This window comes from Paenibacillus sp. W2I17, assembly GCF_030815985.1.
Taxonomy (GTDB): Bacteria; Bacillota; Bacilli; order Paenibacillales; family Paenibacillaceae; genus Paenibacillus.
Genome location: NZ_JAUSXM010000001.1, coordinates 6,891,292 through 6,916,055, shown reverse-complemented (window position 1 = coordinate 6,916,055; position 24,764 = coordinate 6,891,292). Strand labels below are relative to the sequence as shown.

Annotated in this window: 21 protein-coding genes; 2 read left to right on the top strand and 19 right to left on the bottom strand. The window is 47.7% G+C overall.

From position 1 onward, the window contains the following. Positions 1–4 precede the first annotated feature (4 nt). The 13 genes from rlmN to QF041_RS30720 all read right to left on the bottom strand — a co-directional run bounded on the left by rlmN (position 5) and on the right by QF041_RS30720 (position 16,437). Positions 5–1,045, bottom strand: a complete 1,041-nt coding sequence (gene rlmN, locus QF041_RS30780) for a dual-specificity RNA methyltransferase RlmN (protein ID WP_036614609.1) — start codon at positions 1,043–1,045, stop codon at positions 5–7. A 253-nt stretch (positions 1,046–1,298) separates the two neighbouring features. Continuing rightward, positions 1,299–2,777, bottom strand: coding sequence for a 16S rRNA (cytosine(967)-C(5))-methyltransferase RsmB (gene rsmB, locus QF041_RS30775; RefSeq protein WP_307416806.1), 1,479 nt, complete (start codon positions 2,775–2,777; stop codon positions 1,299–1,301). Continuing rightward, the gene (gene fmt / locus QF041_RS30770) at positions 2,774–3,727 is read right to left on the bottom strand and encodes a methionyl-tRNA formyltransferase (RefSeq protein WP_307416805.1); all 954 of its coding nucleotides are present in this window, start codon (positions 3,725–3,727) and stop codon (positions 2,774–2,776) included. Before fmt ends, rsmB begins: the two co-directional genes overlap by 4 nt. A 12-nt stretch (positions 3,728–3,739) precedes the next feature. Further along, a complete protein-coding gene (gene def / locus QF041_RS30765; RefSeq protein WP_017687449.1) occupies positions 3,740–4,228 on the bottom strand; it encodes a peptide deformylase in 489 nt (162 codons plus the stop codon). A gap of 116 nt (positions 4,229–4,344) precedes the next feature. Next, complete coding sequence (gene priA / locus QF041_RS30760; RefSeq protein ID WP_307416804.1) at positions 4,345–6,894, bottom strand: primosomal protein N'; 2,550 nt, start codon at positions 6,892–6,894, stop codon at positions 4,345–4,347. Between the two features lie 3 nt (positions 6,895–6,897). Next, positions 6,898–8,133 (bottom strand): bifunctional phosphopantothenoylcysteine decarboxylase/phosphopantothenate--cysteine ligase CoaBC, encoded by a 1,236-nt coding sequence (coaBC, locus tag QF041_RS30755; RefSeq protein WP_307416803.1) that lies wholly within the window; start codon positions 8,131–8,133, stop codon positions 6,898–6,900. A gap of 138 nt (positions 8,134–8,271) precedes the next feature. Then, positions 8,272–8,484 (bottom strand): DNA-directed RNA polymerase subunit omega, encoded by a 213-nt coding sequence (gene rpoZ, locus QF041_RS30750; protein WP_091028645.1) that lies wholly within the window; start codon positions 8,482–8,484, stop codon positions 8,272–8,274. Positions 8,485–8,641: 157 nt separating this feature from the next. Then, positions 8,642–9,214 (bottom strand): guanylate kinase, encoded by a 573-nt coding sequence (gmk, locus tag QF041_RS30745; protein ID WP_017687445.1) that lies wholly within the window; start codon positions 9,212–9,214, stop codon positions 8,642–8,644. A 13-nt stretch (positions 9,215–9,227) separates the two neighbouring features. Continuing rightward, a complete protein-coding gene (gene remA, locus QF041_RS30740) occupies positions 9,228–9,488 on the bottom strand; it encodes an extracellular matrix/biofilm regulator RemA (RefSeq protein WP_006209218.1) in 261 nt (86 codons plus the stop codon). 51 nt (positions 9,489–9,539) lie between these two features. Further along, positions 9,540–10,439 carry a YicC/YloC family endoribonuclease gene (locus QF041_RS30735; protein ID WP_076211386.1) on the bottom strand — a complete coding sequence of 300 codons (900 nt, stop codon included), beginning with the start codon at positions 10,437–10,439 and terminating at the stop codon, positions 9,540–9,542. Between the two features lie 19 nt (positions 10,440–10,458). Next, complete coding sequence (locus QF041_RS30730) at positions 10,459–12,348, bottom strand: bifunctional homocysteine S-methyltransferase/methylenetetrahydrofolate reductase (protein ID WP_307416802.1); 1,890 nt, start codon at positions 12,346–12,348, stop codon at positions 10,459–10,461. A gap of 214 nt (positions 12,349–12,562) precedes the next feature. Further along, complete coding sequence (dapF, locus tag QF041_RS30725) at positions 12,563–13,396, bottom strand: diaminopimelate epimerase (RefSeq protein ID WP_036614947.1); 834 nt, start codon at positions 13,394–13,396, stop codon at positions 12,563–12,565. Between the two features lie 182 nt (positions 13,397–13,578). Next, positions 13,579–16,437: a cation-translocating P-type ATPase gene (locus QF041_RS30720; protein WP_307416801.1), complete on the bottom strand. Its 2,859-nt coding sequence runs from the start codon at positions 16,435–16,437 to the stop codon at positions 13,579–13,581. A 356-nt stretch (positions 16,438–16,793) separates the two neighbouring features. On the opposite strand from QF041_RS30720, the gene QF041_RS30715 reads away from it, so the two are divergent. Both QF041_RS30715 and QF041_RS30710 read left to right on the top strand, forming a co-directional pair. Next, positions 16,794–18,566: an Rqc2 family fibronectin-binding protein gene (locus QF041_RS30715; RefSeq protein WP_307416800.1), complete on the top strand. Its 1,773-nt coding sequence runs from the start codon at positions 16,794–16,796 to the stop codon at positions 18,564–18,566. Between the two features lie 380 nt (positions 18,567–18,946). Continuing rightward, on the top strand, positions 18,947–19,393 hold the full coding sequence (locus QF041_RS30710; protein WP_264927966.1) for a GNAT family N-acetyltransferase: 447 nt from the start codon (positions 18,947–18,949) through the stop codon (positions 19,391–19,393). Between the two features lie 143 nt (positions 19,394–19,536). Here QF041_RS30710 and QF041_RS30705 read toward each other — a convergent pair whose 3' ends face one another. The 6 genes from QF041_RS30705 to QF041_RS30680 form a co-directional block, all read right to left on the bottom strand. After that, complete coding sequence (locus tag QF041_RS30705) at positions 19,537–20,406, bottom strand: PHP domain-containing protein (protein ID WP_307416799.1); 870 nt, start codon at positions 20,404–20,406, stop codon at positions 19,537–19,539. A gap of 64 nt (positions 20,407–20,470) precedes the next feature. Then, positions 20,471–21,394, bottom strand: a complete 924-nt coding sequence (locus QF041_RS30700) for a selenium metabolism-associated LysR family transcriptional regulator (RefSeq protein ID WP_307416798.1) — start codon at positions 21,392–21,394, stop codon at positions 20,471–20,473. Positions 21,395–21,525: 131 nt separating this feature from the next. Next, positions 21,526–21,963 carry a hypothetical protein gene (locus QF041_RS30695; RefSeq protein WP_017687436.1) on the bottom strand — a complete coding sequence of 146 codons (438 nt, stop codon included), beginning with the start codon at positions 21,961–21,963 and terminating at the stop codon, positions 21,526–21,528. A 165-nt stretch (positions 21,964–22,128) separates the two neighbouring features. Then, entirely contained in the window at positions 22,129–22,392 is a 264-nt protein-coding gene (locus QF041_RS30690) for a YlbG family protein (protein ID WP_026080981.1), read from the bottom strand. A 30-nt stretch (positions 22,393–22,422) separates the two neighbouring features. Beyond that, the gene (locus QF041_RS30685) at positions 22,423–22,860 is read right to left on the bottom strand and encodes a YlbF/YmcA family competence regulator (RefSeq protein ID WP_036614642.1); all 438 of its coding nucleotides are present in this window, start codon (positions 22,858–22,860) and stop codon (positions 22,423–22,425) included. 152 nt (positions 22,861–23,012) lie between these two features. Continuing rightward, on the bottom strand, positions 23,013–24,731 hold the full coding sequence (locus QF041_RS30680) for a helicase-associated domain-containing protein (protein ID WP_307416797.1): 1,719 nt from the start codon (positions 24,729–24,731) through the stop codon (positions 23,013–23,015). Between the last annotated feature and the right edge of the window lie 33 nt (positions 24,732–24,764).

The following is a 24,764-nucleotide window of genomic DNA, read 5'->3' as shown; positions in this document are numbered from 1 at the left end:
GTTCTCACCTCAACTCCATATGCTTTGCACGAAGCTGACCGCAAGCGGCAGCAATATCATGTCCCTGTTCACGACGAATGGTTACATTAACACCCTGTTCCGAGAGAATCTTCTGAAAATTGAAAATGTCGCTTCTCGATGTTCTTACGTATTTGCGTTCAGGTACATGGTTAACCGGAATCAGGTTCACGTGGCACAACATGTTCTTAAGCACACTTGCCAGTTCTGCTGCATGCTCTGGCTGATCGTTTACCCCACCAATAAGTGCATACTCAAACGTAATTCTCCGACCTGTTTTGGCCAGATAATAACGAAGGGACTCCATCACGTCTTCAAAAGGAAAACGACGGTTAACCGGCATCAATTTCGAACGCAGTGCATCATTTGGTGCATGGATCGAAATGGCGAGGTTAATCTGTGTATCTTCATCTGCAAACTTGTAGATGTTCGGAACGATTCCGCTCGTGGATACCGTGATGTGACGCTGACCGATGTTCAGCCCTTTTTCATGAATCATAATGCGCAGGAAAGTCATCGTAGCTTCATAGTTTTCGAAAGGTTCACCTGAACCCATGATTACAATGCTGCTGACACGCTCGCCGCGTTCATCCAAAATTTTCTGAGCCTGCACAACCTGGGCAACAATCTCCCCAGCCGTAAGGTTACGCTTGAGTCCACCCAATGTGGATGCACAGAACGTACAACCAATACGACAACCAACCTGTGTGGTTACACAGATGCTGTTCCCGTAGTTATGCTTCATGATTACTGTCTCAATGGCATGATCATCATGAAGACCAAAGAGGAATTTAACCGTTCCATCCTTGGATTCAAACTTGGTAATTTCCTTAAGCGTTACGAATTCAAATTGCTCTGTTAGTTTTTCACGCAATGGCTTGGAAAGATTGGTCATTTCACTGAAATCATTCACGCGTTTTACATAAATCCAGTCAAAGATTTGGCCACCGCGAAACGCCGGCTCCCCATTCTCCACAGCCCATTGCTGCAGTTGTTCCAGAGAATAATCATATATAAAAGGTTTCATTTTGTTGTCAACACCTATTCCTTCTTTTCTTTTCGTTGGCTTCCTTCTTTTCGTTCCATTCGTCCTATTCTATCACAAAGACCACGTTACATCCATGTATACCCTTGATATCTGTACTTCATGCATTATAACACCTCAATGCCGCCATCGCACCCTGTCATCACTTTTCTCTGACAATTATATCGAAGTCCCATCACAAAGAAATCCGCCGAAGTTCCCCTCGGCGGTCATGCTTCCGTGCTCTATTAAACTGTTATTCCGCTGTTTTTGTCAACCGTGCGATGAAAAATCCGTCGCTGTGAGCGTATTGTGGCAAAATCTGAATACCACCGTTCACGGCCTTCAAATTCACTGTCTCCGATTCGGACCAGACAGATGCTTCTGCTGGACTATATTCCGGATGTCGATTCAAAAAGTCTGCAACCATATCCTCATTCTCAGCAGGCTCAATCGTACACGTGCTATAAACCAGAATACCGCCTGGTTTTAACAACGGCGCAACTCGATCAAGCAGTTCACGCTGCAGGTTGGAGATATCTTCGATATCTTCTACGGTTTTGGTCCATTTCACATCTGGCTTGCGGCGAATAACACCGAGACCTGAACATGGTGCATCCAGCAAAATGCGGTCAAACGACGCTTCCGGATACCGCTCGTTTAGATCTAGCGCATCTCCAGTTACAGCATCGATACAGCTCAGACCGAGACGCTCCGCCTGATCCAGGATCAGCTGGCGCTTGTGAGCATGTACATCATTCGCGACAATACGACCGCGATCCTGCATTTTCTCAGCCATGTGAGCTGTTTTACCACCTGGAGCTGCGCAGCAATCCAATACAAGCTGGTCTTCTTCCGGCGCAACCGCTTCAGCGACGAGCATGGAACTTTCGTCTTGTACAGAGAACAGGCCATCCCGATACCAGGACGTTAGAGCCATATTTCCGCCACTACGTACAAGAATACCATCGGAACTCAGGCGAGAAGCTTCAACGACTGCACCTGTGCTGGCCATATCATGCATCAGTTTCTCCCGTGTGGTCATTGTTATGTTGACCCGAACACTCACCGCTGGCGGCTCATTATTCGCACGACAGATCGCTTCCGTCGTCTCTTCGCCGTACTGGGCAATCCAGCGTTTAACCATCCATAACGGGTGGGAATGCTCCAGTGAAATACGTTCGGCAACAGGAAGATGTTCTGGAATACGAAGCTCATCCCGATTACGGATCATGTTGCGAAGTACACCATTCACCATGCCCGAGATCCCCTGATGGCCCAGTTTCTTCGCCAGATTAACCGCTTCGCTCACCACGGCATGCTCCGGAATACGATCCAGGTATATCATCTGATATACGCTGATTCGCAGCAGGCTACGAACCCATGGTTGCAGTTTGGATACTCCTTTGGCGACGTAACGTTCCAGAAAATAATCAAGTGTATTCAATCTGGCAATTGTTCCATACACCAGTTCGGTAGCTAGTCCAGCATCTGCGGGGCTTAGATCCGCCTCTTTCAGACGACGGTTCAACTCCAGATTACTGTATGCTCCATCTTGCTCCACAGCACTCAGAACCTTGACTGCCAATGCACGAGCAGATGTTTTGGGTTTCTGGGAGCGAGATGCACCACCCGATTTACCCGAATTCGGACGACGGTTTCCTTCACGTCCGGATGAATTTCCAGCAGCTTTCTGGCCTTTTCCTGACGAACGACCTGGTATGTTACCACTCATCGCAGCACCGTTCCAGGTTTCAGTGTACCACCGCGAGCAAAGTCAGCGGCCTGCATCACCTTTTTGCCTGCAGGCTGCACTTCAGTCAACCACAGAGACCCATCCCCAGTGCGAACTTCAATCCCTGCCTTGTTCAATTGCAGCACGGTTCCCGGCTCTGCTTGTCTAGCATCCGAAGAAGTTGCCAGATCCATCTGATCGGGATTAGCCGTTGCCCAGACTTTGAAGACCTGATCATCCCACATCGTAAATGCACCAGAGAACGGCACAAGACCACGAATCTGATTGAACAGTTCGCGTGAAGTACGACTCCAGTCCATTTTCTCGTCATCCCGAGTCAGATTGCGAGCATACGAAGCTTCGGCATCATCTTGAGGGACCGCCGTTGTCTCGCCTGCAATCAATCGTGGCATTTCTGCCTGAAGCAGTTTGGAACCAGCCTCACTTAATTTATCAAACATCGATCCTGATGTATCTTCATCCGTAATTGGCAGTTCCACACGAGAGATCATATCTCCGGTATCCAGGCCTTCAGCCATATACATCAATGTGACTCCTGTCACGGATTCCCCATTAATAATGGAACGTTGGATCGGGGCTCCTCCGCGATATTTCGGCAAAAGAGAGCCGTGCACGTTCACACAACCGCGAACTGGCATATCCAGCACGGCTTTGGGCAGAATCTGTCCAAAGGCCGCGGTCACGATCAGATCCGGCTTCCATTCAGCCAAGCGGGCTACGGCTTCCGGATCACGCAATTTAACAGGTTGAAACACCGGCAGACCGTGGCGTTCTGCCGCGGCCTTAACCGGTGTTGGCGTAAGTACTTTTTTGCGTCCCTGTGGTTTATCAGGCTGAGTCACCACACCCACCACATTGTATCCCTCTGCCATCAGCATATCGAGAGAAGGAACTGCAAATTCAGGTGTTCCCATAAAAACAATATTCAAATCGATCACTCCTTAATTACGACGCGGTCCCGTTTGATCGGCTGCAATTTCGTACACTTTCTCGGCGACATCCGTAAATAGTACGCCATCCAGATGATCAATCTCATGCTGGAATGCACGGGACAGCAAGCCACTACCCGTAATAATCAGCTCTTTGCCTTCACGATCCAGACCTTTAACCGTAACGGTCTCGAAACGGCGAACATCACCATTAATTCCAGGGATACTCAGACAACCTTCCGGTCCAAATTGTTCTCCCTCACTTGCAATGATCTCCGGGTTAATCATCTTGATCAGCCCTTGCTCATCACCGGCGTCGATAACAATCAGACGTTTCAAAATACCAACCTGCGGCGCAGCAAGCCCCACACCTTCTGCATCGTACATGGTATCAGCCATATCATCCAGCAATTTTTGTACATTTGGTGTAATTTTGGTTACTTCTTTGGCTCTCTTGTGGAGCACCTCATCTGGTTCTTGCACGATAATGCGAATCGACATGTTGTAAGCACCTTCCTAATCCTCATCATAATTTCAGGACGATATCTGTATTTTTGGGGTATTCATTTTAATCTATGTTTATACCGCTTGTTTACATCCGCATTGCTGCAAAATGCTTACATTAACATTTGCGGGTCTACATCCAGACTAATAAGCAATTTTTGCGCCTGAACATCATCGTCCATGCGCCGGGCCGTAGCCAGAGCGAGTCCTATGGCGTCTACATCCCCCCGCCATTTTATCATACATTGGAATCTGTATCTATTCTTGATCCGAGGAATCGGAGACGCTACCGGCCCCAGTACATCAAAGGCATCATTGCTGAATCGATCCAGACTGCCGAGCCATCCAGCCGCATTAGCCTTCTCTTTCAGTATTCGCGTATAGTTCTCGGCAAGACGAATCAATACCGGAAGTTGCTCATGCGAAAAGGTCACCAGAATCAGGCGACAGTATGGCGGATATTGCAAATTGCGACGGTGCAGCAATTCCTCACGTACAAACGACACGTAGTCATGCTGACTCGCATGGCCAATGGAGTAGTGTTCCGGCGTATAGGACTGAACAAACACCTCACCAGGCAATTGGTGCCGACCAGCTCGGCCAGCTACCTGTGTTAGCAACTGAAACGTTTTTTCCGCAGCACGGAAATCAGGTAAATTCAACGCTGAATCCGCTGTTATCACGCCAACCAGGGTTACATCCGGGAAATCAAGTCCCTTCGCAACCATCTGGGTTCCTAGCAATACATCCGCCTTTTTCTCACGAAACTGTTTCAACAGCTTCTCGTGCGCCCCTTTTTCCGTTGTTGTATCCACATCCATCCGAATGACCCGAATACCCGGAAAGAGCTTGGCAAGCTCTTCCTCGACTCGCTGTGTACCTGTACCAAAGTATCGAATATGCTCACTTCCACAGTCCGGACACACTTCCGGAGCCGCTTCCGCATACCCGCAGTAATGACAACGGAGATTATTCGAGCGCTGATGGTACGTCAATGAAATATCACATTCGGGACAACCTGCCACATATCCACAACTTCGGCACATGACAAAGGTCGAATATCCACGGCGATTCAACAGAAGCACCGTCTGTTCACCACGTTCCAAGCGCTCCTCCAACCCTTTGTGCAAAGCCCTGCTGAACATGGAGCGGTTACCATCCTTCAACTCTTCACGCATATCTACGATCCGCACTTCAGGCAGTTTGTTACCCAGTGCTCGTGTTGGCATCTCCAGCAAGAGTGGTGCAAAATCCTCATTACTCTGCGAGCGTGCCGCATAATAACTTTCCAGCGAAGGTGTCGCTGAACCCAGAACAACCACGGCCTGATGCTGCTGTGCTCTTTTTACCGCTACATCACGAGCATGATATTTCGGAGTTTCCTCCTGTTTGTAGGAAGTCTCGTGTTCTTCATCCATAATGATCAGCCCAAGCCGACTGAATGGAGCAAATACGGCTGAGCGCGCCCCAATCGCAACCTTCACCTGACCCTCACGAATCTTGCGCCATTCATCATAACGTTCACCGCCAGACAGACGACTGTGCATAACAGCAACTTGGTCCCCAAATCGCCCTTTAAAACGTTCTACCATCTGTGGTGTGAGTGCAATCTCGGGCACCAGTACGATAGCCTGCCGATCCTGTTCGATGCATTGTTGAATGGTTTGAAGATAGACTTCCGTCTTTCCACTTCCCGTAACACCATGAAGCAAAAATACCCCATGGCGTTGTTCCTGCAATCGGCCATTGATATTGTCGTATACAAGTTTTTGCTCATCGGTCAGAACCAACGGTTCAGTCGCTTTGAACTTCCTGCCTTGATAAGGGTCACGAAAGACCTCAACGTCCTCAGTGACAATCAATCCCTTTTCCTCAAGCCCTTTAATCGTTGCGGCCGATACCTGTAGTGTAGATAACACTTCTTTCATCGGCATGGGTAGCAGTTCTTTCATTTCCAGCAAAAAAGCCAGAATCTCCTTCTGACGCTGTGCTTTCGCCGGGAATGAAGCAAGTGCTTCCTGAGCAGCAGCAATATCTACAGCCAGATCAACGGACTTCATCGTTTTTTTATTCAACTTGTCCTTGATGGCCTGACTTTCCAGCAGCACGCCACCAAGCAATAATTTCTTAATTAGTGCAGCATGATTGGGATATTTTCGACTCAGTTGTTGCAGCGGTACCTGACCCCGACTTTTGACAAAACGGATGATATCCTGCTGTACTTTCTCGGTCGTAGACTCTTCTCCCCAAACAAATAACACCTCATCATCCGGTTGTGCACCCGCCATCTGTCCATCAAGTGCATCTCCCAGCGAGATGTATCGCTCTGCTTTCCCTTTCAATGCCGTCGGCACCATGACCTGCAATGACAAAATCCGGTTACTGGCGTAACGTCCACTCATCCATTCGGCCAACTCAACCAAATCCTTTGACAACGGGGGAACAATGTCCAGCAACTCCTGAATCTGCTTAAGCTTGAATGATTCCTCTCCGGTACGCGGCACAAGATCAATCACGAATCCCTGCACCGTCCGATGACCAAAAGGTACACCCACCCGGCTGCCAATCTCGATCCATTCCCTCATCGATTCAGGTACCAGGTAATCAAACGGCCGGTCTGTTTCCTTCACGGGAACATCGACTATGACCTTGGCAATCTCCATATCCTAATTCCTCCCGGCAATGCGCTCCGCCGCAATCCGGAGCAACCGATGAGCCACATCGTCCTTGGCCATCACTGGAAGCTCCTCCACCAAACCTTCCCGGTCATAGATATGTACCGCGTTGGTGTCTGTTCCAAATCCTGCACCCGTATGGGTTACATCATTGGCTACGATCAGATCACAGTTTTTCCGTTCCAATTTCTCACGTGCATACATCTCAACCGACTGAGTCTCTGCAGCAAAACCAATCAAAAACTGATGGGTCTTCTGTTTGCCCAGCGTTTCAAGAATATCTATATTTTTAACAAGTTCGAGCGACAACGTGTCGCCTTTCTTCTTGATCTTCTCGGTGTAAACTTCCTTTGGACGATAATCGGCAACAGCTGCCGCCTTAACCACGATATCAGCATCGTCCCACTCGCGTGTTACTGCTTCATACATATCCTGTGCAGACTGTACAGGGATCAACTCAACGTTCTCCGGTGGCTTGGCTTGGGTATTGCCCATAACCAATTTAACATTGGCCCCTAGATCACGCGCAGCAGCGGCGATCGCAAATCCCATTTTGCCAGATGAATCGTTCGTAATGTATCGTACTGGGTCAATGCGCTCAATCGTACCTCCAGCCGTAACAACAACCTTCTTGCCTTGTAACAATGAAGCTTGTCCCTGCCGGCTAATGTCTGCAGACTCCCGCTGTTCAAAGAAACGTTCCACCACATCCACAATGCTCTCCGGTTCTTCCAGACGTCCCTTGCCCACATATCCACACGCAAGCAGACCTTCACCCGGTTCAATCATCATGGCGCCTCGTTCAACAAGCAGGTTCATATTATGCTTTACAGCTGGATGATCATACATATGTACATTCATCGCTGGAGCAATCATGACAGGGGCTGTCGTGGCAAGAAGAGTTGTTGAGAGCATATCGTCTGCCATGCCATGCGCCATCTTGGCAATTACATTGGCTGTAGCCGGAGCAACCAGAACAAGATCAGCCAGATCGGCCAGATGAATATGAGATACGACTGCTGGTTCACGCTCATCAAATGTATCGGTATATACGGTGTTTCGGGTCAACGTTTGCAGCGTCAATTCGGTAATAAACTGTGTAGCGGAAGCTGTCATGATCACATGAACATCCGCTCCCTTTTGCACCAGTCTGCTGCATAATGTTGCCGCTTTGTAAGCGGCTATGCCGCCAGTCACACCAAGCACGATTTTTTTACCGTTCAACATGTTTATTTCCCCCGATATTTATACGACGTCTAAGTAAGATTCCGTTAAAATATGCTTATTCGTAAAAAAATAACAACCTCGCGGTTGTCAATTAATCCGGCTTGCGCCGTATGCAGTTGAAGAGCAGCCGCAGGCGGCTTACTCTTCTTCTTCGTCCTGTCCTTTGATGACAACGAGCAGGTCTCCATAGATTTCTTCCAGTGCAACGCCAACTTGTTTATGGGATCTCGCACCTCTTAAATCCGATTTTTCACCTTCACGTAGCTGTCTAGCCCGGCGGGAAGCAGCAACAACAAGGGAATACTTGCTGTCGACTTTGTTCATCATTTCATCAATAGAAGGATACAGCATATTAACAAACACCTCTTCGCATTAGTATAATCACAAGTTGCCGCCTGACAGAACTGATGTGGCATGTCTTCACACCCGGGCATTCCGAGAAGGAGTGCTTCAGTATATGATATGACAACTGCCCCACTTATATCGCATTCTGCAGCGGCAAAAGGGATTATTTATTGATCTTACAATGTTCGGCGATTATGATGCTTTCTATTCTCTTGCACGCCAAATCAATTTCATCATTAACAACAGCGTAATCATACTGCTCCAGCAGACTGATCTCATCAACCGCCACAGACATCCGGTGATCAATGGTCGCTTGGCTTTCGGTACCACGGCCCTGAATGCGATCTTTCAGCTCGTCCAATGAAGGAGGAAGCAGGAAAACAAAGATCCCTTCCGGGAATTTCTCTTTCACTTTTAACGCGCCTTGAACCTCAATCTCCAGAATGATGTCGCGGCCTTCGTTAATCGTTTTCTCCACAAAATCACGCGGTGTTCCGTAATAATTACCAACATACTCCGCATGTTCCAACAATTGATCTTCAGCAATCATGTTCTGGAACTCTTCATGACTTCTGAAGAAATAGTTCACACCATGTTCTTCACCAAGACGAGGCTGACGGGTTGTTGCCGATACGGAATAGATCAATTCCGGCACCCGTTTGCGCAAAGCGCTGCATACAGTACCCTTCCCGACCCCAGATGGGCCGGACAACACTACCAGTAATCCCTTAGACATATTACACTCCATTTTATTCGTCGTTATCATCATCTTTCGAAGAAAGACGATGGGCGACCGTCTCAGGCTGAACTGCAGACAAAATGACATGATCGCTATCCGTAATAATTACGGCACGAGTACGTCTTCCGTACGTTGCATCAATCAGCATGTGACGATCTCTTGCCTCTTGTATAATTCTCTTGATCGGCGCCGATTCCGGACTCACGATGGATATAATCCGGTTCGCCGATACGATGTTACCGAATCCAATGTTAATGAGTTTGATTGCCATAATCAGGTTCTTCCCCCTATACATGCGACTCTTTTGCCGAAATTTGGCCGTTCATTCGATATTCGCAGCTTGCTCACGAATCTTCTCCAGCTCCGCCTTCATCTCGACAACACGATTCACCAGAGCCAAATGGTTGGCTTTTGATCCAATCGTATTGACTTCCCGATTCATCTCTTGAATTAGAAAGTCCAACTTACGACCTACGGGCTCATCACTCTTCAGCAGTTCCCTGCTCTGTCCAAAGTGACTCTGTAGACGCGTAAGCTCCTCTTCTATGTTAGAACGATCGGCAAACATTGCAATTTCCATACCCAATTTATGCTCATCAAAAGGGAAAGAGCCTTCTTCCTGCATTTCCGTAAGCCTTTGTCTTAGCTTGTTGCGATAATCACTTACCACAGTCGGTGCAAGATCAAGCATCTCGGTATGCAGTGACTCCAGACGGGTAATCCGCCGTTCCAGATCACTGGCCAGATGAAGACCCTCGCGAGCGCGCATCTGTTCAAGGCTGGACAGAGCCTCTTTCAATCCTTCCTGCAGAACTCGCTCCCATTCGTCCTTCTGCTCTTCGGGAATGGAACTTGTCCCATCCGAATGAACCATGACGTCCGGCAGACCAAGCATATCCACAATACTTGGTTTGCCCTGCATTCCATATTGGGTCTCCAGTTGCTCTGCAGCCTGCAGATAGGCCCTGACCGTCTGTTCATTCAGAACAGCGGGAAGAGCCTGGTCTTCCTCTTTTTCTTTCATTACATAAACATCAATCCGCCCACGTTTCAAACGACTCTGTACGATTTTCCTCAAACCGTCTTCATAATACGTCCACTCTCTTGGCAGACGCATCATCACTTCGCAATAACGATGATTAACAGATTTGATCTCTAATTGTACCTTATAGCCGCCAAAATGAAAGGCGGATTGACCGTATCCGGTCATACTGAATGACATCGGCATCACATCCGTTTTACTATTGTAATTGATTATTAGGGTTGAAACAAGTAGGACATTGATGCTCCGACTTCTCCCATACGTATTGAGTCAGTTCGGCCGTCATGCCATAGAACATAAACGGTGTCATAAGATAGATGCCTTTGAAATGCGCTGTTGCTACGTCCAGCAATTCTTTGGCAATTTTTACCCCCATTGCACGGCCTTCTTCGCCTTCCAGACCTGCCATACGGGAACGCACTTCATCCGAAAGCTGAATTCCGGGAACCTCGTTGTGCAGATACTCTGCATTCCGTCCACTCGCCAGCGGCATTACACCTACAAAAATGGGCACATCCAGATGTTTGGTGGCTTCATGCATTGCTACAATCAACTCAGGATCATAGATCGGTTGTGTCATGATGTAATCTGCACCAGAGGCAATTTTCTTCTCCAGACGTTGTACAGCTTTCTCCAAATATTTCACATTGGGATTAAATGCTGCTCCGATGACAAAACCAGCTTTTTGCTTCAGCGGTTTACCTGAGAAAGCCACTCCATCGTTCAACTGTTTGATCATGCGTATGATTTCGAAAGAAGTCAGATCGTATACCGAGCTTGAACCCGGCAGATCACCAAATCTTGCAGGATCTCCTGTTACAGCCAATACATGATTAATGCCCAGAGCATCAAAACCCATCATGTGGGACTGTGTTCCAATCAGATTCCGGTCACGGCAGGCAATGTGCACAAGTGGACGAAGGCCCGTGCGATCCTGAACGAGGTGACCCAGCGCCATGTTGCTCATCCGTGTAACCGCGAGTGAATTATCGGCTAGTGTCAGGGCATCGGCTCCTGCTGCTTTTAATGTCTCGGCACCTTTCATGAACTTGGCAATGTCCAAGTCACGCGGCGGGTCAAGTTCAACAATGACCGTGTGACGTTGCTTGACCAGATCAACGATTGTAGGCTGTCCTCCACGTCCGGAACGCTCATCCACATGTTCATGCAACACAATACGCGGTTTGGATTCTGACGGATCAGGCTCCAAAATAGGCGAAGGTATATAGTCAGCAAGCGCCTCTTTCATGGCGGTAATATGATCAGGTGTCGTACCACAGCAACCGCCGATAATACGAGCACCCAGTTCGGCAAATTGCACTGCCGTCTGACCAAAGTACTCCGGAGTCGCACCATAACGGAACTGACCATCTACATAATCTGCTGCACCCGCATTTGGATAAACAGACATTGGAATACCAATACGTCCGGAGACGGTTTCCATGGCACGCATAATCCCGTTTGGACCTGAGCGACAGTTAAAACCAATGACGTCCGCGCCCTGCTCACGCATAATCCGGAAGGCTTCAGGCATCGTATATCCGTCCAGTGTATGTCCTACATCCTCTACAGCGAACTGTCCAATTACAGGCAAATCACTCAGCTTGCGCGCTTGCAAAAGGGCAATATCCATTTCCTCGATATCATAAAAGGTCTCAAGCAAAATGCCATCCACGCCTTCATCTAGCAGTGCAGAGATCTGTTGTTGATAAAAGCGCTTCAGTTCACTCGTTGACACGTTCGTCCGCTTGCCACCTCGAATGGAACCAACTGCACCAAGCACATAACCGGTATCCCCAGCTACCTCTTTGGCAATGCGTACGCCGGCACGGTTCACTTCCTCCACCTTGGACTCCAGACCGAACTTGGACAACTTGTCGTAATTGGCAGAATACGTATTTGTTTCAAATATTTCTGTACCTGCATCCCGATAACGGCGATGTACATCCGCCACTACTTCAGGTGAAATCAAGTTCAATTCTTCATATGAAATCCCCACTGGGAACCCCATTTGGTACAGAAATGTTCCCATGGCCCCATCTCCAACGAGAACCCGTTCCTGCATAACTTTGCGCAAATCCGCCTTCATCCCATTTCCCCCCGCCTAGCTGTGATCATTTACATACTAATGTAACACAAAAAACGCTAAAAAACGAAGAAAAACACAGGTTTTTGATGAGTATCCAGCTCATATGGACTTTCTTGCCATACAGCCCCCAATATGTCTCTGTACAGGAGACACGCCCTGTCCTTTTTGACAAAAAAAGAGGCCCGCAGGCCCCTTTGGTTAAACCTTCCACTTTTTATGAAGTGATTCCTTTAAAAACAACTTCAGCAGGTCCAGTCATGTACACATGATTGTCAGCTTCATTCCACTCAATGTGGAGATCCCCACCCTTGAGGCTGATGACTGCTGTACGATCTGTATGTCCATTCAGGACAGAGGATACTAGTGTTGCACAAGCTCCGGTTCCGCAGGCAAGTGTTGGACCCGCTCCGCGTTCCCATACACGCATGTCCACATATCCACGGTCACGAACTGTGGCGAATTCCACATTGATTTTTTTCGGGAACATCGGATGTACTTCAAGAAGTGGGCCCCAAGTTGTGAGGTCAAAATTCACAGCGTCATCTACATAGATAACCGCATGCGGGTTACCCATGGATACAGCAGTGAATTTGAACGCATGTCCATTTGCTTCAATGTAGTGATCAACCACTGGGTTGGCATCCACCGTTGTAGGCACTTGAAGACCGTTCAGGATCGGCTCACCCATGTCGACACGTACCGTTTCCACTTTACCATCACGAATGTTGAGACTCACAGGTTGTACCCCTGCACCAATCGTTTCAATGGTGATCTGCTCCTGGTTCACGTGACCGTGATCGTATACATATTTGGATACACAGCGAATGGCATTACCGCACTGCTCTGCTTCCGAACCGTCCGAATTCATGATACGCATCTGAAAGTCTGCCTTCTCCGAAGGCAGTATATAAACCAGGCCGTCCGCACCGATGCCAAAGAAACGGTTGCACCATTTCACAGCCAGTTCTGCTGCATCTGCCGGAAGCTCCTTTTCACCAAATACAACGATAAAATCGTTACCAAGTCCATGCATTTTCGTAAATTCCATAATCTTGCCCACTCCTTTTGGCAGTCTGCTGCCAAAGCTATATTCTTGCTCTTCTACAGGATTACCATAGAAATTCATATTCAACATTTACACAAAAAAGCTATCCTGCAAAATGCCAAAGCTGCCGCTTTGAATCATTTTGAGGATAGCATAACGAAATAGGTGAGGAAAAGGTATTGATTTTATGCCGAAAACTTTGTACTTTTCGGTACGAAGCGGCCAGAACCACCCATACGACGGCGGTTACGACGACCACCCCAGACACTGCCTGCGCCCATAAGGAACGTTGGAATGCCCGCAGCAACGATACAGATCGCCCATTCACGCAAACCAAGCGGTACGGTTTTGAAGATCGGCTGCAACGGTTCAACGTACATCACAACCAGCATCAGTACAACCGATGAAATAACCGCAAGAACCAGATATTTGTTCTGTAGCGGATTACGGTGGAAGATCGACCGCGAACTACGGCAGTCAAAGACATGAATAAGCTGTGCCAAAACGAGTGTAGCAAAAGCCACAGACTGTGCCTTGATCAGTTGCCCCGGATTATCCGGTGCAGCCTGAAGGGTGAGCCAGAACGCTCCAAGTGTACATAATCCAATCAATACACCCCGGCTGACGATTTTCCAACCCAGTCTGCGGGCAAAAATGTTTTCCTTGGCTCCACGGGGTTTGTGTTCCATCAAATCTTTTTCCGGCTGATCTACCCCGAGCGCCATTGCAGGCAAACCATCTGTTACGAGGTTAACCCACAGAATCTGAATAGGTACGAGTGGTAGCGGCAGGCCCATCATCATCGCAAAGAACATTGTCAATATTTCGCCCACGTTTGATGCCAGCAAATAACGGATAAACTTGCGAATGTTCTCATAAATATTACGGCCTTCTTCAATGGCAGCCACAATGGTTGAGAAGTTATCATCACTCAGAATGAGCGCCGAAGCCTCCTTCGTGACATCTGTACCTGTAATGCCCATCGCGATTCCGATGTCTGCGGCTTTAATGGCTGGAGCATCATTGACTCCATCCCCCGTCATGGCGACGACATGCCCTTTGCGCTGTAACGATTTTACGATGCGAAGCTTGTGTTCAGGAGACACTCTTGAGAACACATATATGCCCTCTACCTGTTTATCCAGTTGCTCGTCTGTCATGCCTGCCAGTTGCTGACCACTTAAAGAGGCACCTCCACGTGGAAGAATCCCCAACTGATGAGCAATGGCTTCTGCCGTTGTTCCATGATCACCTGTGATCATGACAGTTCGTATCCCCGCCTTGCGGCATGTCGCAATCGCATCTCGCACTTCACGACGCGGCGGATCAATCATACCCGCAAGTCCTACGAAGACAAGTTGACTTTCGGCGGCGTGTTCGTCAGCCACTTTTTCTTCCGGCCGCACTTCACGGTAGGCCATTCCAAGGACACGTAGTGCCGCTCCGGCCATGCTCTCGTTAGCTGCCATCACTTTCTGGCGCAGTGTTCCAGTGAAAGGTACAACCTTGCCTTCCCACAAAATATAACTACAGTGTCCGATCAACACATCCGGTGCACCTTTGGTATAGATCATTCGGCCCCCCTGATGATGAACCAGGACCGACATGCGTTTTCGCTCCGAATCAAACGGGAATTCCTGCTGGCGGGCATACAACTCTTTGAGTCCGGCAGGAGTAAGCCCCATTTTGGAGGCCAGTGTGACGAGTGCCCCTTCCGTCGGATCGCCTTTCAGCTCCCAGAATACATTATCTCGTTGAACGGTTTCTTCTTGGAGGTCACCTTTTTTCGTGTTTTTCTTGCTTTCCTTTTTGGTATCCTTGCCCTTTTTCTTGCTCCCCACCTCGCTTGCAGCACTTTCCACAATACTCGCATTGTTGCAAAGTGCACTAATCTGAAGCATTCTGCGCAGGGACTGGTCACTCTTCAGTTCCACCATGCGACCGTTCTCCAGCATCTGCCCTTCAGGTGCATAACCATCCCCGGTAACCTTGATGTTACGTCCCTCCAACCACACATCCGTTACCGTCATCTTGTTCTGGGTGAGCGTACCTGTCTTATCCGAACAGATTACAGATGCACAACCAAGAGTTTCGACAGAAGGCAGTTTGCGTACAATGGCTTTACGTTTGATCATACGCTGTACGCCTAGTGCGAGTGCAATGGTTACAATGGCCGGCAGACCCTCTGGTATGGCAGCCACCGCGAGGCTGACCCCAGCCAGAAACATGCCAACGGCTGGTTGTCCGTGCAATATCCCTGCGACGACAACCATAATGGTTAATCCCAATGCGACAAAAATCAGAATTTTGCCCAATTGCTCCAGCCTGTGCTGTAAAGGTGTTTCTTGCTCCTCCGTATTTTGGATCAGATCGGCGATTTTGCCCATCTCGGTTTCCATCCCCGTACGGATCACCACACCTTTGGCTGTGCCACGAGTGACCATGGTACCCATAAAACCAATATTCTTCTGATCACCCAGCGGAACGTCCTCGTCCGCAATCGGAAGGCAATGTTTGCTTACAGGAACCGATTCCCCGGTAAGGGCCGACTCCTCGACATCCAGACTGTTCGTTTGCAGCCAGCGCACATCAGCGGGTATGCGGTCCCCACTCTCCACCATGATAATATCCCCGGGGACAAGTTGTTTGGCGGCAAGGTGTACTTCTTGGCCTGAACGAAGCACTTTGGCAAGAGGTGCAGACAACTGTTTCAAAGCACGAAGAGATCGTTCAGCCCGGAATTCCTGTACAAACCCCAGAATCGCATTCAGTACGATAATAGCCACAATCGTTACCGCATCCAGATACTCACCCAGCAATCCGGATACCAACGTTGCTCCCATCAACACCAGCACCATAAAATCCTTGAACTGATTCAAGAGCAATGTAATTGGAGAAATGCGTTTCCCCTCGCTCAGCTCATTCGAACCGACCACTTTCCTCTTCTCTGCTACAGCTTCATCCGTCAATCCTTCCTGCGGGCTGACGCCAAGAGTGTTACGAAGCTCTTCATCACTAAGTTGATGCCACTTGGTATGTTCCATGCTTCAAGTTTCCCTCCCAGTCTGTATTTCATCTGCAAAATAAGCTCACATGACTCACCGGCGCGCTGGTCGACAGGCTGTACACTATGCCGGACAAACTACCTGCTCTATATGTATTCGGACAGGTCTGTGATTAGCACCCGGAAGGTGAATCCTTTCCCTGATGGACAGAATAGGCTAAAATAAAAGTCTGCGATGTTCTGCGCAGTACCAATTCCAGCGTTCAACAGGCAAGCAACGAAGAATCTGTAGCCAGTCCTTGTTTTTTTACATACCTGGTTGCACGTTTCAGTTATATAGATGAAGCATTTGGCATGATAAATGCAGATGCTCGATAGAGAGAGGAAGTGGAAAAAATGGCATTGGACGGCATTGTAACACGGGCCATTGTTCATGAACTGCAAGGCTGCATTGGTGGACGTATCAGCAAAATCCATCAGCCGAATGGCCATGACGTAGTTCTGACCCTGCGTGCTCAGCGCGGAAATAGTAAATTGCTTGTTTCGGCAAGCCCAACCTATCCCCGTGTGCATTTTACGGAAAAGACATTCCTTAACCCTACGGAAGCACCCATGTTCTGCATGCTGCTCCGCAAGCACTGTGAAGGTGCAATCATCGAGGAGATCCGTCAGATTGGCATGGAACGTATCATCCACATCAATGTGCGCCAGCGTGACGAACTGGGGGATGTATCCGTTAAACGGATCATTATTGAATTGATGGGGCGTCACAGTAACATTATTTTGCTTGATCCCGTTACAGGAACGATTCTGGATGGCATTCATCATGTGACTCCTTCCATCAGTAGCTACCGGGTAATCATGCCTGGATTCGCGTATACTGCCCCACCCGAGCAACATAAAAGTAATCCGCTCGAAGTGAGTCGTACAGCATTCGAGGACAGCTATCATGCAGCTGAAGAAGATGCATCACGCTGGCTTGTGAACTCCTTTAGCGGTCTTAGCCCGTTAATTGCGGGAGAGATTGCTGCTCGTGGGATTGCTGCTGAAGGCACCGTGAGCACTCCAGATGTGGTTGAGGGTGAAAGCCGAGTTGAGTCTGGTGCACTCTGGAACGCTTTTGAAGCCGTGATGGGACCTGTCAGAGATCATATCTACACGCCTGTAACCGGAACAAACGCCAAAGGCAAAATGATTTTCTCGGCCGTTCATCTTCAGAGCATTCAGGATTTGGAGAAAACCTATGACACGATGAGCAAGTGCATGGAAGATTATTACGGAGACAAGGCTGAACGGGACACGGTAAAACAGAGAGTAAGTGATCTGCTCCGTTTTCTGCAGAATGAGCGAAGCAAAAATATCAAAAAGCTGGACAACCTGAACAAGGACCTGCTGGAAGCTGACGATGCAGACAAGTTCAGACTATGGGGTGAGTTGCTGTTTGCCTCCCTGCATCAGGTCCACAAAGGGGACAAGAGCGTGGAACTTGTGAACTTTTACGATGAAGACCAGGCCAGCATCACCATTCAGCTTGATCCACTGCTCACACCGTCTGACAACGCACAACGTTATTTCAAGCGGTATAACAAATACAAGAACAGTCTGGCTGTCATTCATGAACAGCTTGGTAAAACCAAAGACGAGATTGACTATCTCGATAACCTGTTGCAGCAGCTGTCCATTGCATCCATGAACGATATTGAGGAAATACGGGACGAGCTTGTGCAGCAAGGATACCTTCGTGACCGCAATAAAAAGGGTAAAAAGAAGAAGAAAAGTGACCGTCCAACTGTACACCAGTTCACCTCCTCCGAGGGAATTGATATTCTTGTGGGCAAAAACAACCTGCAGAATGAGTACGTGACCAACCGTCTCGCTTCTTCCAACGACACCTGGCTGCATACCAAAGACATTCCAGGTTCACATGTTGTCATTCGCAGTACGGACTTTGGTGAAGCTACATTGGAAGAAGCGGCTCAGCTTGCTGCCTATTTCAGCCAAGCCAAGGAGTCCAGCAGTGTGCCTGTGGATTACACGTTTATCCGTCATGTGCGCAAACCAAGTGGTGCGAAGCCAGGTTTTGTGATCTATGATCATCAGAAGACCTTGTTTGTCACGCCAAATGATGAATTGATCAAAAGTCTGCCATCCACCATTAAAAATGGATAAGGCTATATAAGTTGAACTAAAGATTATTTACACTGACACTACGATGACAGAACAACCTTCCAATCGCTGTTATCCCCAGATTTTTTTGATCCCCTTTTTCAAGGGAAAATCCGGGGATAAAGGCGAACGCTCCGCTTTTTCAGGTTTTTTCTGTCCTCTCCGTTATCGTGTAAATGATTAGTTCAACTTATATAGATGTAAAAGCAACAAAGACAGAATCCCCTGACCATTAACGGTTCAGGGGATTTTTGTGGTTGCATTACTTGTTTGAATGATATGTGAAGCTCAGCTTATTTAGCTTTCTCATTGAATATTAATTCATTTATATGTATAATAATTCGATTGTGATGAATAAAATTTATAGTTAAAGGAAGTGTATCATGACCATACATATCAGAGAAACTCAACCTGATGATCTGAAACCCCTGATGGCATTAATGCATGACTATGTGGTGGGATTCTACAACAACCCCTGGCCTGGTGATCAATCCATCCAGCTTCTGATCAACAACCTGCTTAATCAGCAGATCGGTGCTCAATTTGTGGCAGTAGAGGACGGGAAGCTTATCGGATTTTCCACCCTGTTCTTTACATACAGCACGATGAAAGCAGAACGTGTCGCCATCATGAATGACCTATTTGTTACGGAGACGTTCAGAGAGGGCGAAGCAGAAGCTAAATTATTTGCACACTGTCAGCAATATACGCGGGACCATGGATGTGCATACATGTCTTGGATCACAGCAGTGACCAATGAGCGGGCACAGCAATTATTCGAACGTCTTGGGGCTACACGTGGCGCTTGGGTAAACTATTCGATTACATAGACTCTTTTTAACACAAAAAAAGGACAGGGAAACATGGTAAGGCTAGCCCTACCTTGTTTCCCTGTCCTTTACTTCTACAATCTTAAAATGTACTCAATAAGCAGAAAAACCCTCAAAGCCAGATAAAATGTTAACCTGTCTAGTTATACTCCCTTTTGCTGTGAAGCAGCTGCCTTCAGCCTTTCCAACACATCAACCATTACGGTCTTGCTACCAAGATCTCCGTGGAAAACAACACCTTGCCGTTTGCCATGATAATCAGACCCACCTGTTTCAATGAGGTCGTATTCCTTGGCCAGCTCACCATACCTGCGTTCCTCTTCCGGGCCATGGTCCGAATGAAACACCTCAATGCCATCTGGATGAGAGTCTTCGATGATACGTCGCACCAATTCATCATCGTTATAGAGACCCGGATGGGCAATTACAGCGGCTCCACCTGCGGCTCTGATCCACTCGCACGCATCCTCTGGTGCAACGCGGGGTACAGATACGAAGCCTGGCTTGCCCTCAGCAAGATACCGATCGAATGCATCCCGCATGTCAACAACGTATCCCTTCTTCACCAGCACATCGGCCATATGAGGTCTTCCAATACTCTCATCCGGCTCTAACGGTCGTCCTAGCTCATCCAGTACCTCCTGCCAGCTTATATCAAGCCCGAGTTCTTGGAGCTTTGCGATAATCAGATGATTCCGCTCATCTCGCGCTTCTCGTAATCCGCGCAACCGTTGCAGGAATAGCTCATCCTCTGTATTCACATAATACCCGAGCACATGAATATCTTTCCCACCAGATCGAGTGCTGATCTCCACTCCGGCAACAACATCAATATCGTACTCTTTTCCCGCTTGCTGTGCTTCCGCTACACCAGCTACTGTATCATGGTCCGTTAGGGCAACCGCAGATAGCCCTTTTTGTTTGGCAAGCTTCACATTATCAGCAGGTGGCTGCATTCCATCGGAGGCCTGACTATGGGTATGAAGATCACAGCGTCCTTGGCGTTGATCCATGTACAACAGCTCCTTTGTGTAAGTCCTTTGGATTAAATCTCATCTATCATTGAGTTTCCGGCTATTATGACTTCCCTGTCTTGTGTACCGACTTAGGCTGCTCCTGCTGGCGCAGATAATTCAGGAAAGCGACTGCTGACAGGGGCAACAAGGACGATTTTAGATGGATAGCATAGAACTGCCTTTTGAATTCGAGTCCGCGGATATCCACAATATGAACGAGTCCCAGAGCCAGTTCATGCTGCACCGAAGAAGGAGATAACATCGTAATGCCTACCCCTGCCTCTACGGCCGATTTTACCGCTCCTGTACTGCCAAGTTCCATCACAACATTCATATCCTGTGGATCAATCTTTTTCTTTTGCAATTGGTCTTCCATCACCTGACGAGTACCCGAACCCTTCTCACGCAGCACAAAAGGATAATTCATTACATCCTCAATATTCACTTTGCTACGCTTAGCCAAATCATGTCCGGCAGGTACAATCAGTTTCAGCTCGTCCTGCATGACAGGCTCCACAATCATGTCCGGGTGGTGCACTGGCGCTTCAATCAGACCAAAATTAAGCTGGTGCTTCAATATATCATCCATAATTTGCGTTGTATTCATCACTTTCATGACAATTGAAATATCGGGATACTGAAGTGCAAATGGTCCGAGCATGCGTGGAAGCACATATTCCCCGATCGTTAAGCTGGCTCCCAGCTGGAGTCGGCCCTGTAACATCTGGGTAAACGCCGACATCGCTTCGTCCGTCTGTCTGACCAGCTCTACACTCCGTTTCGCATGAGGTAATAAAGTCCGGCCAGCCTCGGATAATTCTATTTTTTTGGTGGAACGATGCAATAATTTGGTCCCAAAATAGTCCTCCAATGATTGAATCTGCATCGTTACTGCCGGTTGAGTCATATGTAATGCTTGTGCAGCCGCCGAGAAACTCCCCTTCTCTGCTACCGTATAAAAAATATGCAATTGGTGAAAATTCATATCTTCGCCCCTCTTCGATTACACTCTCTACATTGTAGCCGATTTCCCGCTTGGCAACAAAAAAAGCATGCAGCTTGTCTGCATGCGATAATACTTGAATCTATGATTTCAACATATTGAATCTACTCAACTTACTTATGCTTGCGGCTATTTTTGACCAAAGTCATCCTTCTTGAATGTCTTAACCATGAATAATATGATTTCAGGTCCCTCAACTCAATGGTCTCCGACATGCGTCCCAGAAACGTAACTACAATCATTTTGTGCAACGGGTTGCCCGCAATATCATATTCTCCTTCAAGTTCGGAAAATTCGGCGACCACCACCAGATCCTCATCAATCAGGTAGACGTCCTGTTCATTACGGTAGTATGGTGTTATACGGTCCTGCTTCAGACACTCCCATAACCACGCCGCAATATGGTCATCATCACTACGTGCAGGCTCAATACGGTCTGCATACCGCATCTTGGCATGATGGGTAATGACGATGTCGGCCACTTTCTTGTCTCCAAGAGCCACGAAAAACGGCTCGTAGGTGCTCCAACGTTGCATCACCTTATCACGCATGGGAATCACTCTCCACCAGATAGGACTTTCTATCTATTTATTACCAAATATATTACAACATTAGTCCCGCAACCTCAAGGCGTAAGTTTAACTTTTTTTCACAATAGCCAATTTGTGTATAATTCAAGAAAAGAGCGACCCCAAAGGGTCCCTCCAGTTTCTCGTCTATATTCCGTAAAAGCTCGTTTTGTCCATCGTTTTGCTGGCATACTCGGTTTTGATCTCATTACGATACGAGCGTTCGATCTTGCGCACATAGGAAAGTCGCTTCACATTTTTCATCGTATCATCTGCCCGTTCTGCATTAACATACATGACCACATAATGCATACGGCGGGAGATATAATGCACGGTGCCATATTTTTCGAGATTACGGGCAGCCTTCAAATCACTGACCCAAATAATGAATCCTGTCCTTTCCGCAAACATCATCGTTCCCCGCCCTTCTATAATGATTACTTAACTGCAACCACACTTGCCGCCACTACCGCAGCCGCCCTTCGGATTCGGGTCATTGCTCGGTACTTTAATGGTCGTTGACACTGCAAATGCAATGGTCTCTGACATCTGGAATAACATATCATCCAGGGACTTCTCTGCCTGTTTGAAGCGGATTACCGCCTCGAAATTTTCCAACTCCTGTTCCAGAGCCTTCACCTGGTCTTTTGCTGCATGATAATCCGGGTGAAAATGACCGAAACGCTGTGTTTCTTCAAACAATTCCTTCTTGGCATTCAGCTTCCGAATCCCCATCTGAATCTCAGGGGTAGTCTCGACTTGCTGCTTCCAATATAAATAATCCGATACTTCGGCAGATTGGTTAATCATGTCGCCCAGTTCATATGCGCCCGTTAACACTTGGGCCATATCGACCGTGTTCATTTCCGCTACGCTCATGAAATATTCATCCTATCTATATATAAAGTTCTACTTAACGTAGACTACCTCATCATAGCATATCCATGAATAGTTAAGAAGAGTTTTTCCTGCAATTAGAAATAGGGGGAACTTGAAAATTCGCCTTTCAACCTGATATTCACGTGAAATAGTCAGGTTATGACATCATCTGGCAGGATAAGACGCATTGTATCCCACTCTGACGGGGAGAATGTACGCCATTCCGTCTCTAATGTATTTTCACTTGAATCCAACATGCACCAACCGCTTAAAGTCCATTGTTCATGACCCTCTACCTGATGTGGAATGAGGTATTGCGTACGATTTTCCTGTTGTATCCCCAGCTTGGTCTGCCACTCAATAGCTTTGGCAGCAATCTGTCGGGCTGTTGAACTATGATATCGACGCCACTCCTTGTACCAGGTCTCCGGTATCTCCTCAAATCCCAACAGAGAGAACTTCTTCTCAATGACAGAATGATCACGCTCCAACCCATGCAGAGATGCAGGAACATCAACCAGACCTTGATTATCGGGAGTGTAGAAAGAAGAATATACACCGCTCAACATATCCTTTTCTAATAACTTCGGATCATCTGCGGAGCCTGTACTTTCCTCCATTACCTCCATACTTCTATCTACAGTCAATGGTGCAGCATCCGTCTCCTTGCCCCAATCTGCTAACGCAATCCGTACATTCTCCGGTATACCTGTCAGCGCATATTGATCCAGAAACTCCATCACTTCATGTAGTCCATACCCACTGGCTATGGCCGAAATGAATCGTTCTCTTGTCATACGGTAGATGGACATTCGATCACGCGTCACCCGTTCTGCGTATTGCTCCAGCATCCAGATTACATCAGGCCCTGCTTCCGGCGGCACCAACATTTCGAAATCAGGCTGCATGTAAAATCCACATGGCTCCGACTCACTTACAATCTCGCGTTCTGGATATAACAGGGTCTGCGGTTCAATCAGCCAACGGAATGCCAGCGCTCCCGACTGATCTTCTCCTACTTCACCATAACCCCAGCCAGCCAGTGCGTAGAGCCAGCCCCTGACCCGTGGTTTCAATTCCGAATTCTCTATATGGCACCATATGTTTTTTTCTGGAGCAAACAATGCCAATTGATAACGGAAATGCTGCAACGCGGGTTCAGCTTCTCCGTATCTTTCCATACACGCTTGATATATTTCCCGCTGCATCTGTCTCCACGAGAGCTTCAACCATGTTTGTAATCGATGATCTACAATCTGAATTTGGCCTTCTGACTTCTGGACCAGATTCAGACTGAGCAGTAGATCCAGAAGGATTGCTACGTGGGTCGGATATAAATCCGAATGTTCATATCGGATGCCCAAACCATCAAAGTCTGTCGAAGATAACACCGTGATCACACTTAATTTTTGAACACTTTTCTTATGTATAGTGCCCTTCCCTGTCAAAGGAAGTCCTTCTCTTTCGATCCACGCGATCAGATGAAGCAGCTCTGCAGCAATATCCGGCTTTCCTTCCTGTAATACATAAGCATGCTGTGCCATCTGTTTAACGGTTATACCCACTCTTTGTGCGTAAGCAAGCGTCAATGTGTCCATCAACGAAGCAGGAATATAGAATAGTCGCTCTCCCCAACTCTTATATACAGATTCAATCCATCTTTGCTGCCTAAGGTTGGAAAATGAAGATTTGGCTTCTGCGACACTTAGTCCTTCGATGGCCCACTGTTCTCGGGGCAGGAGGGAGGAAAAAGGCTGACCGGCATGTTTGTGAAAAATTGCACCAAGCACTTTTTGCTCCACCAAAGTAAGCTTTGACCATGAATCAAGGTTCAGTACCACAGGCTCATCTATTGGTTGAAATGAAGACATATCCCAATCCCTCCTCTTTTCGCGAGTATAAAT

Coding starts and splice junctions, on each gene's coding strand:
- QF041_RS30695 (WP_017687436.1), bottom strand. CDS start 21,963: ATGCGTGATAAGGTGATGCAACGTTGGAGCACCTACGAGCCGTTTTTC.
- QF041_RS30680 (WP_307416797.1), bottom strand. CDS start 24,731: ATGTCTTCATTTCAACCAATAGATGAGCCTGTGGTACTGAACCTTGAT.
- QF041_RS30705 (WP_307416799.1), bottom strand. CDS start 20,406: ATGGATCAACGCCAAGGACGCTGTGATCTTCATACCCATAGTCAGGCC.
- QF041_RS30690 (WP_026080981.1), bottom strand. CDS start 22,392: ATGTTTGCGGAAAGGACAGGATTCATTATTTGGGTCAGTGATTTGAAG.
- remA (WP_006209218.1), bottom strand. CDS start 9,488: ATGGCAATCAAACTCATTAACATTGGATTCGGTAACATCGTATCGGCG.
- QF041_RS30735 (WP_076211386.1), bottom strand. CDS start 10,439: ATGTCATTCAGTATGACCGGATACGGTCAATCCGCCTTTCATTTTGGC.
- QF041_RS30715 (WP_307416800.1), top strand. CDS start 16,794: ATGGCATTGGACGGCATTGTAACACGGGCCATTGTTCATGAACTGCAA.
- QF041_RS30685 (WP_036614642.1), bottom strand. CDS start 22,860: ATGAGCGTAGCGGAAATGAACACGGTCGATATGGCCCAAGTGTTAACG.
- rlmN (WP_036614609.1), bottom strand. CDS start 1,045: ATGAAACCTTTTATATATGATTATTCTCTGGAACAACTGCAGCAATGG.
- QF041_RS30710 (WP_264927966.1), top strand. CDS start 18,947: ATGACCATACATATCAGAGAAACTCAACCTGATGATCTGAAACCCCTG.
- coaBC (WP_307416803.1), bottom strand. CDS start 8,133: ATGTTGAACGGTAAAAAAATCGTGCTTGGTGTGACTGGCGGCATAGCC.
- priA (WP_307416804.1), bottom strand. CDS start 6,894: ATGGAGATTGCCAAGGTCATAGTCGATGTTCCCGTGAAGGAAACAGAC.
- QF041_RS30720 (WP_307416801.1), bottom strand. CDS start 16,437: ATGGAACATACCAAGTGGCATCAACTTAGTGATGAAGAGCTTCGTAAC.
- rpoZ (WP_091028645.1), bottom strand. CDS start 8,484: ATGCTGTATCCTTCTATTGATGAAATGATGAACAAAGTCGACAGCAAG.
- QF041_RS30730 (WP_307416802.1), bottom strand. CDS start 12,348: ATGAAGGCGGATTTGCGCAAAGTTATGCAGGAACGGGTTCTCGTTGGA.
- rsmB (WP_307416806.1), bottom strand. CDS start 2,777: ATGAGTGGTAACATACCAGGTCGTTCGTCAGGAAAAGGCCAGAAAGCT.
- QF041_RS30700 (WP_307416798.1), bottom strand. CDS start 21,394: ATGAATTTTCACCAATTGCATATTTTTTATACGGTAGCAGAGAAGGGG.
- def (WP_017687449.1), bottom strand. CDS start 4,228: ATGTCGATTCGCATTATCGTGCAAGAACCAGATGAGGTGCTCCACAAG.
- gmk (WP_017687445.1), bottom strand. CDS start 9,214: ATGTCTAAGGGATTACTGGTAGTGTTGTCCGGCCCATCTGGGGTCGGG.
- dapF (WP_036614947.1), bottom strand. CDS start 13,396: ATGGAATTTACGAAAATGCATGGACTTGGTAACGATTTTATCGTTGTA.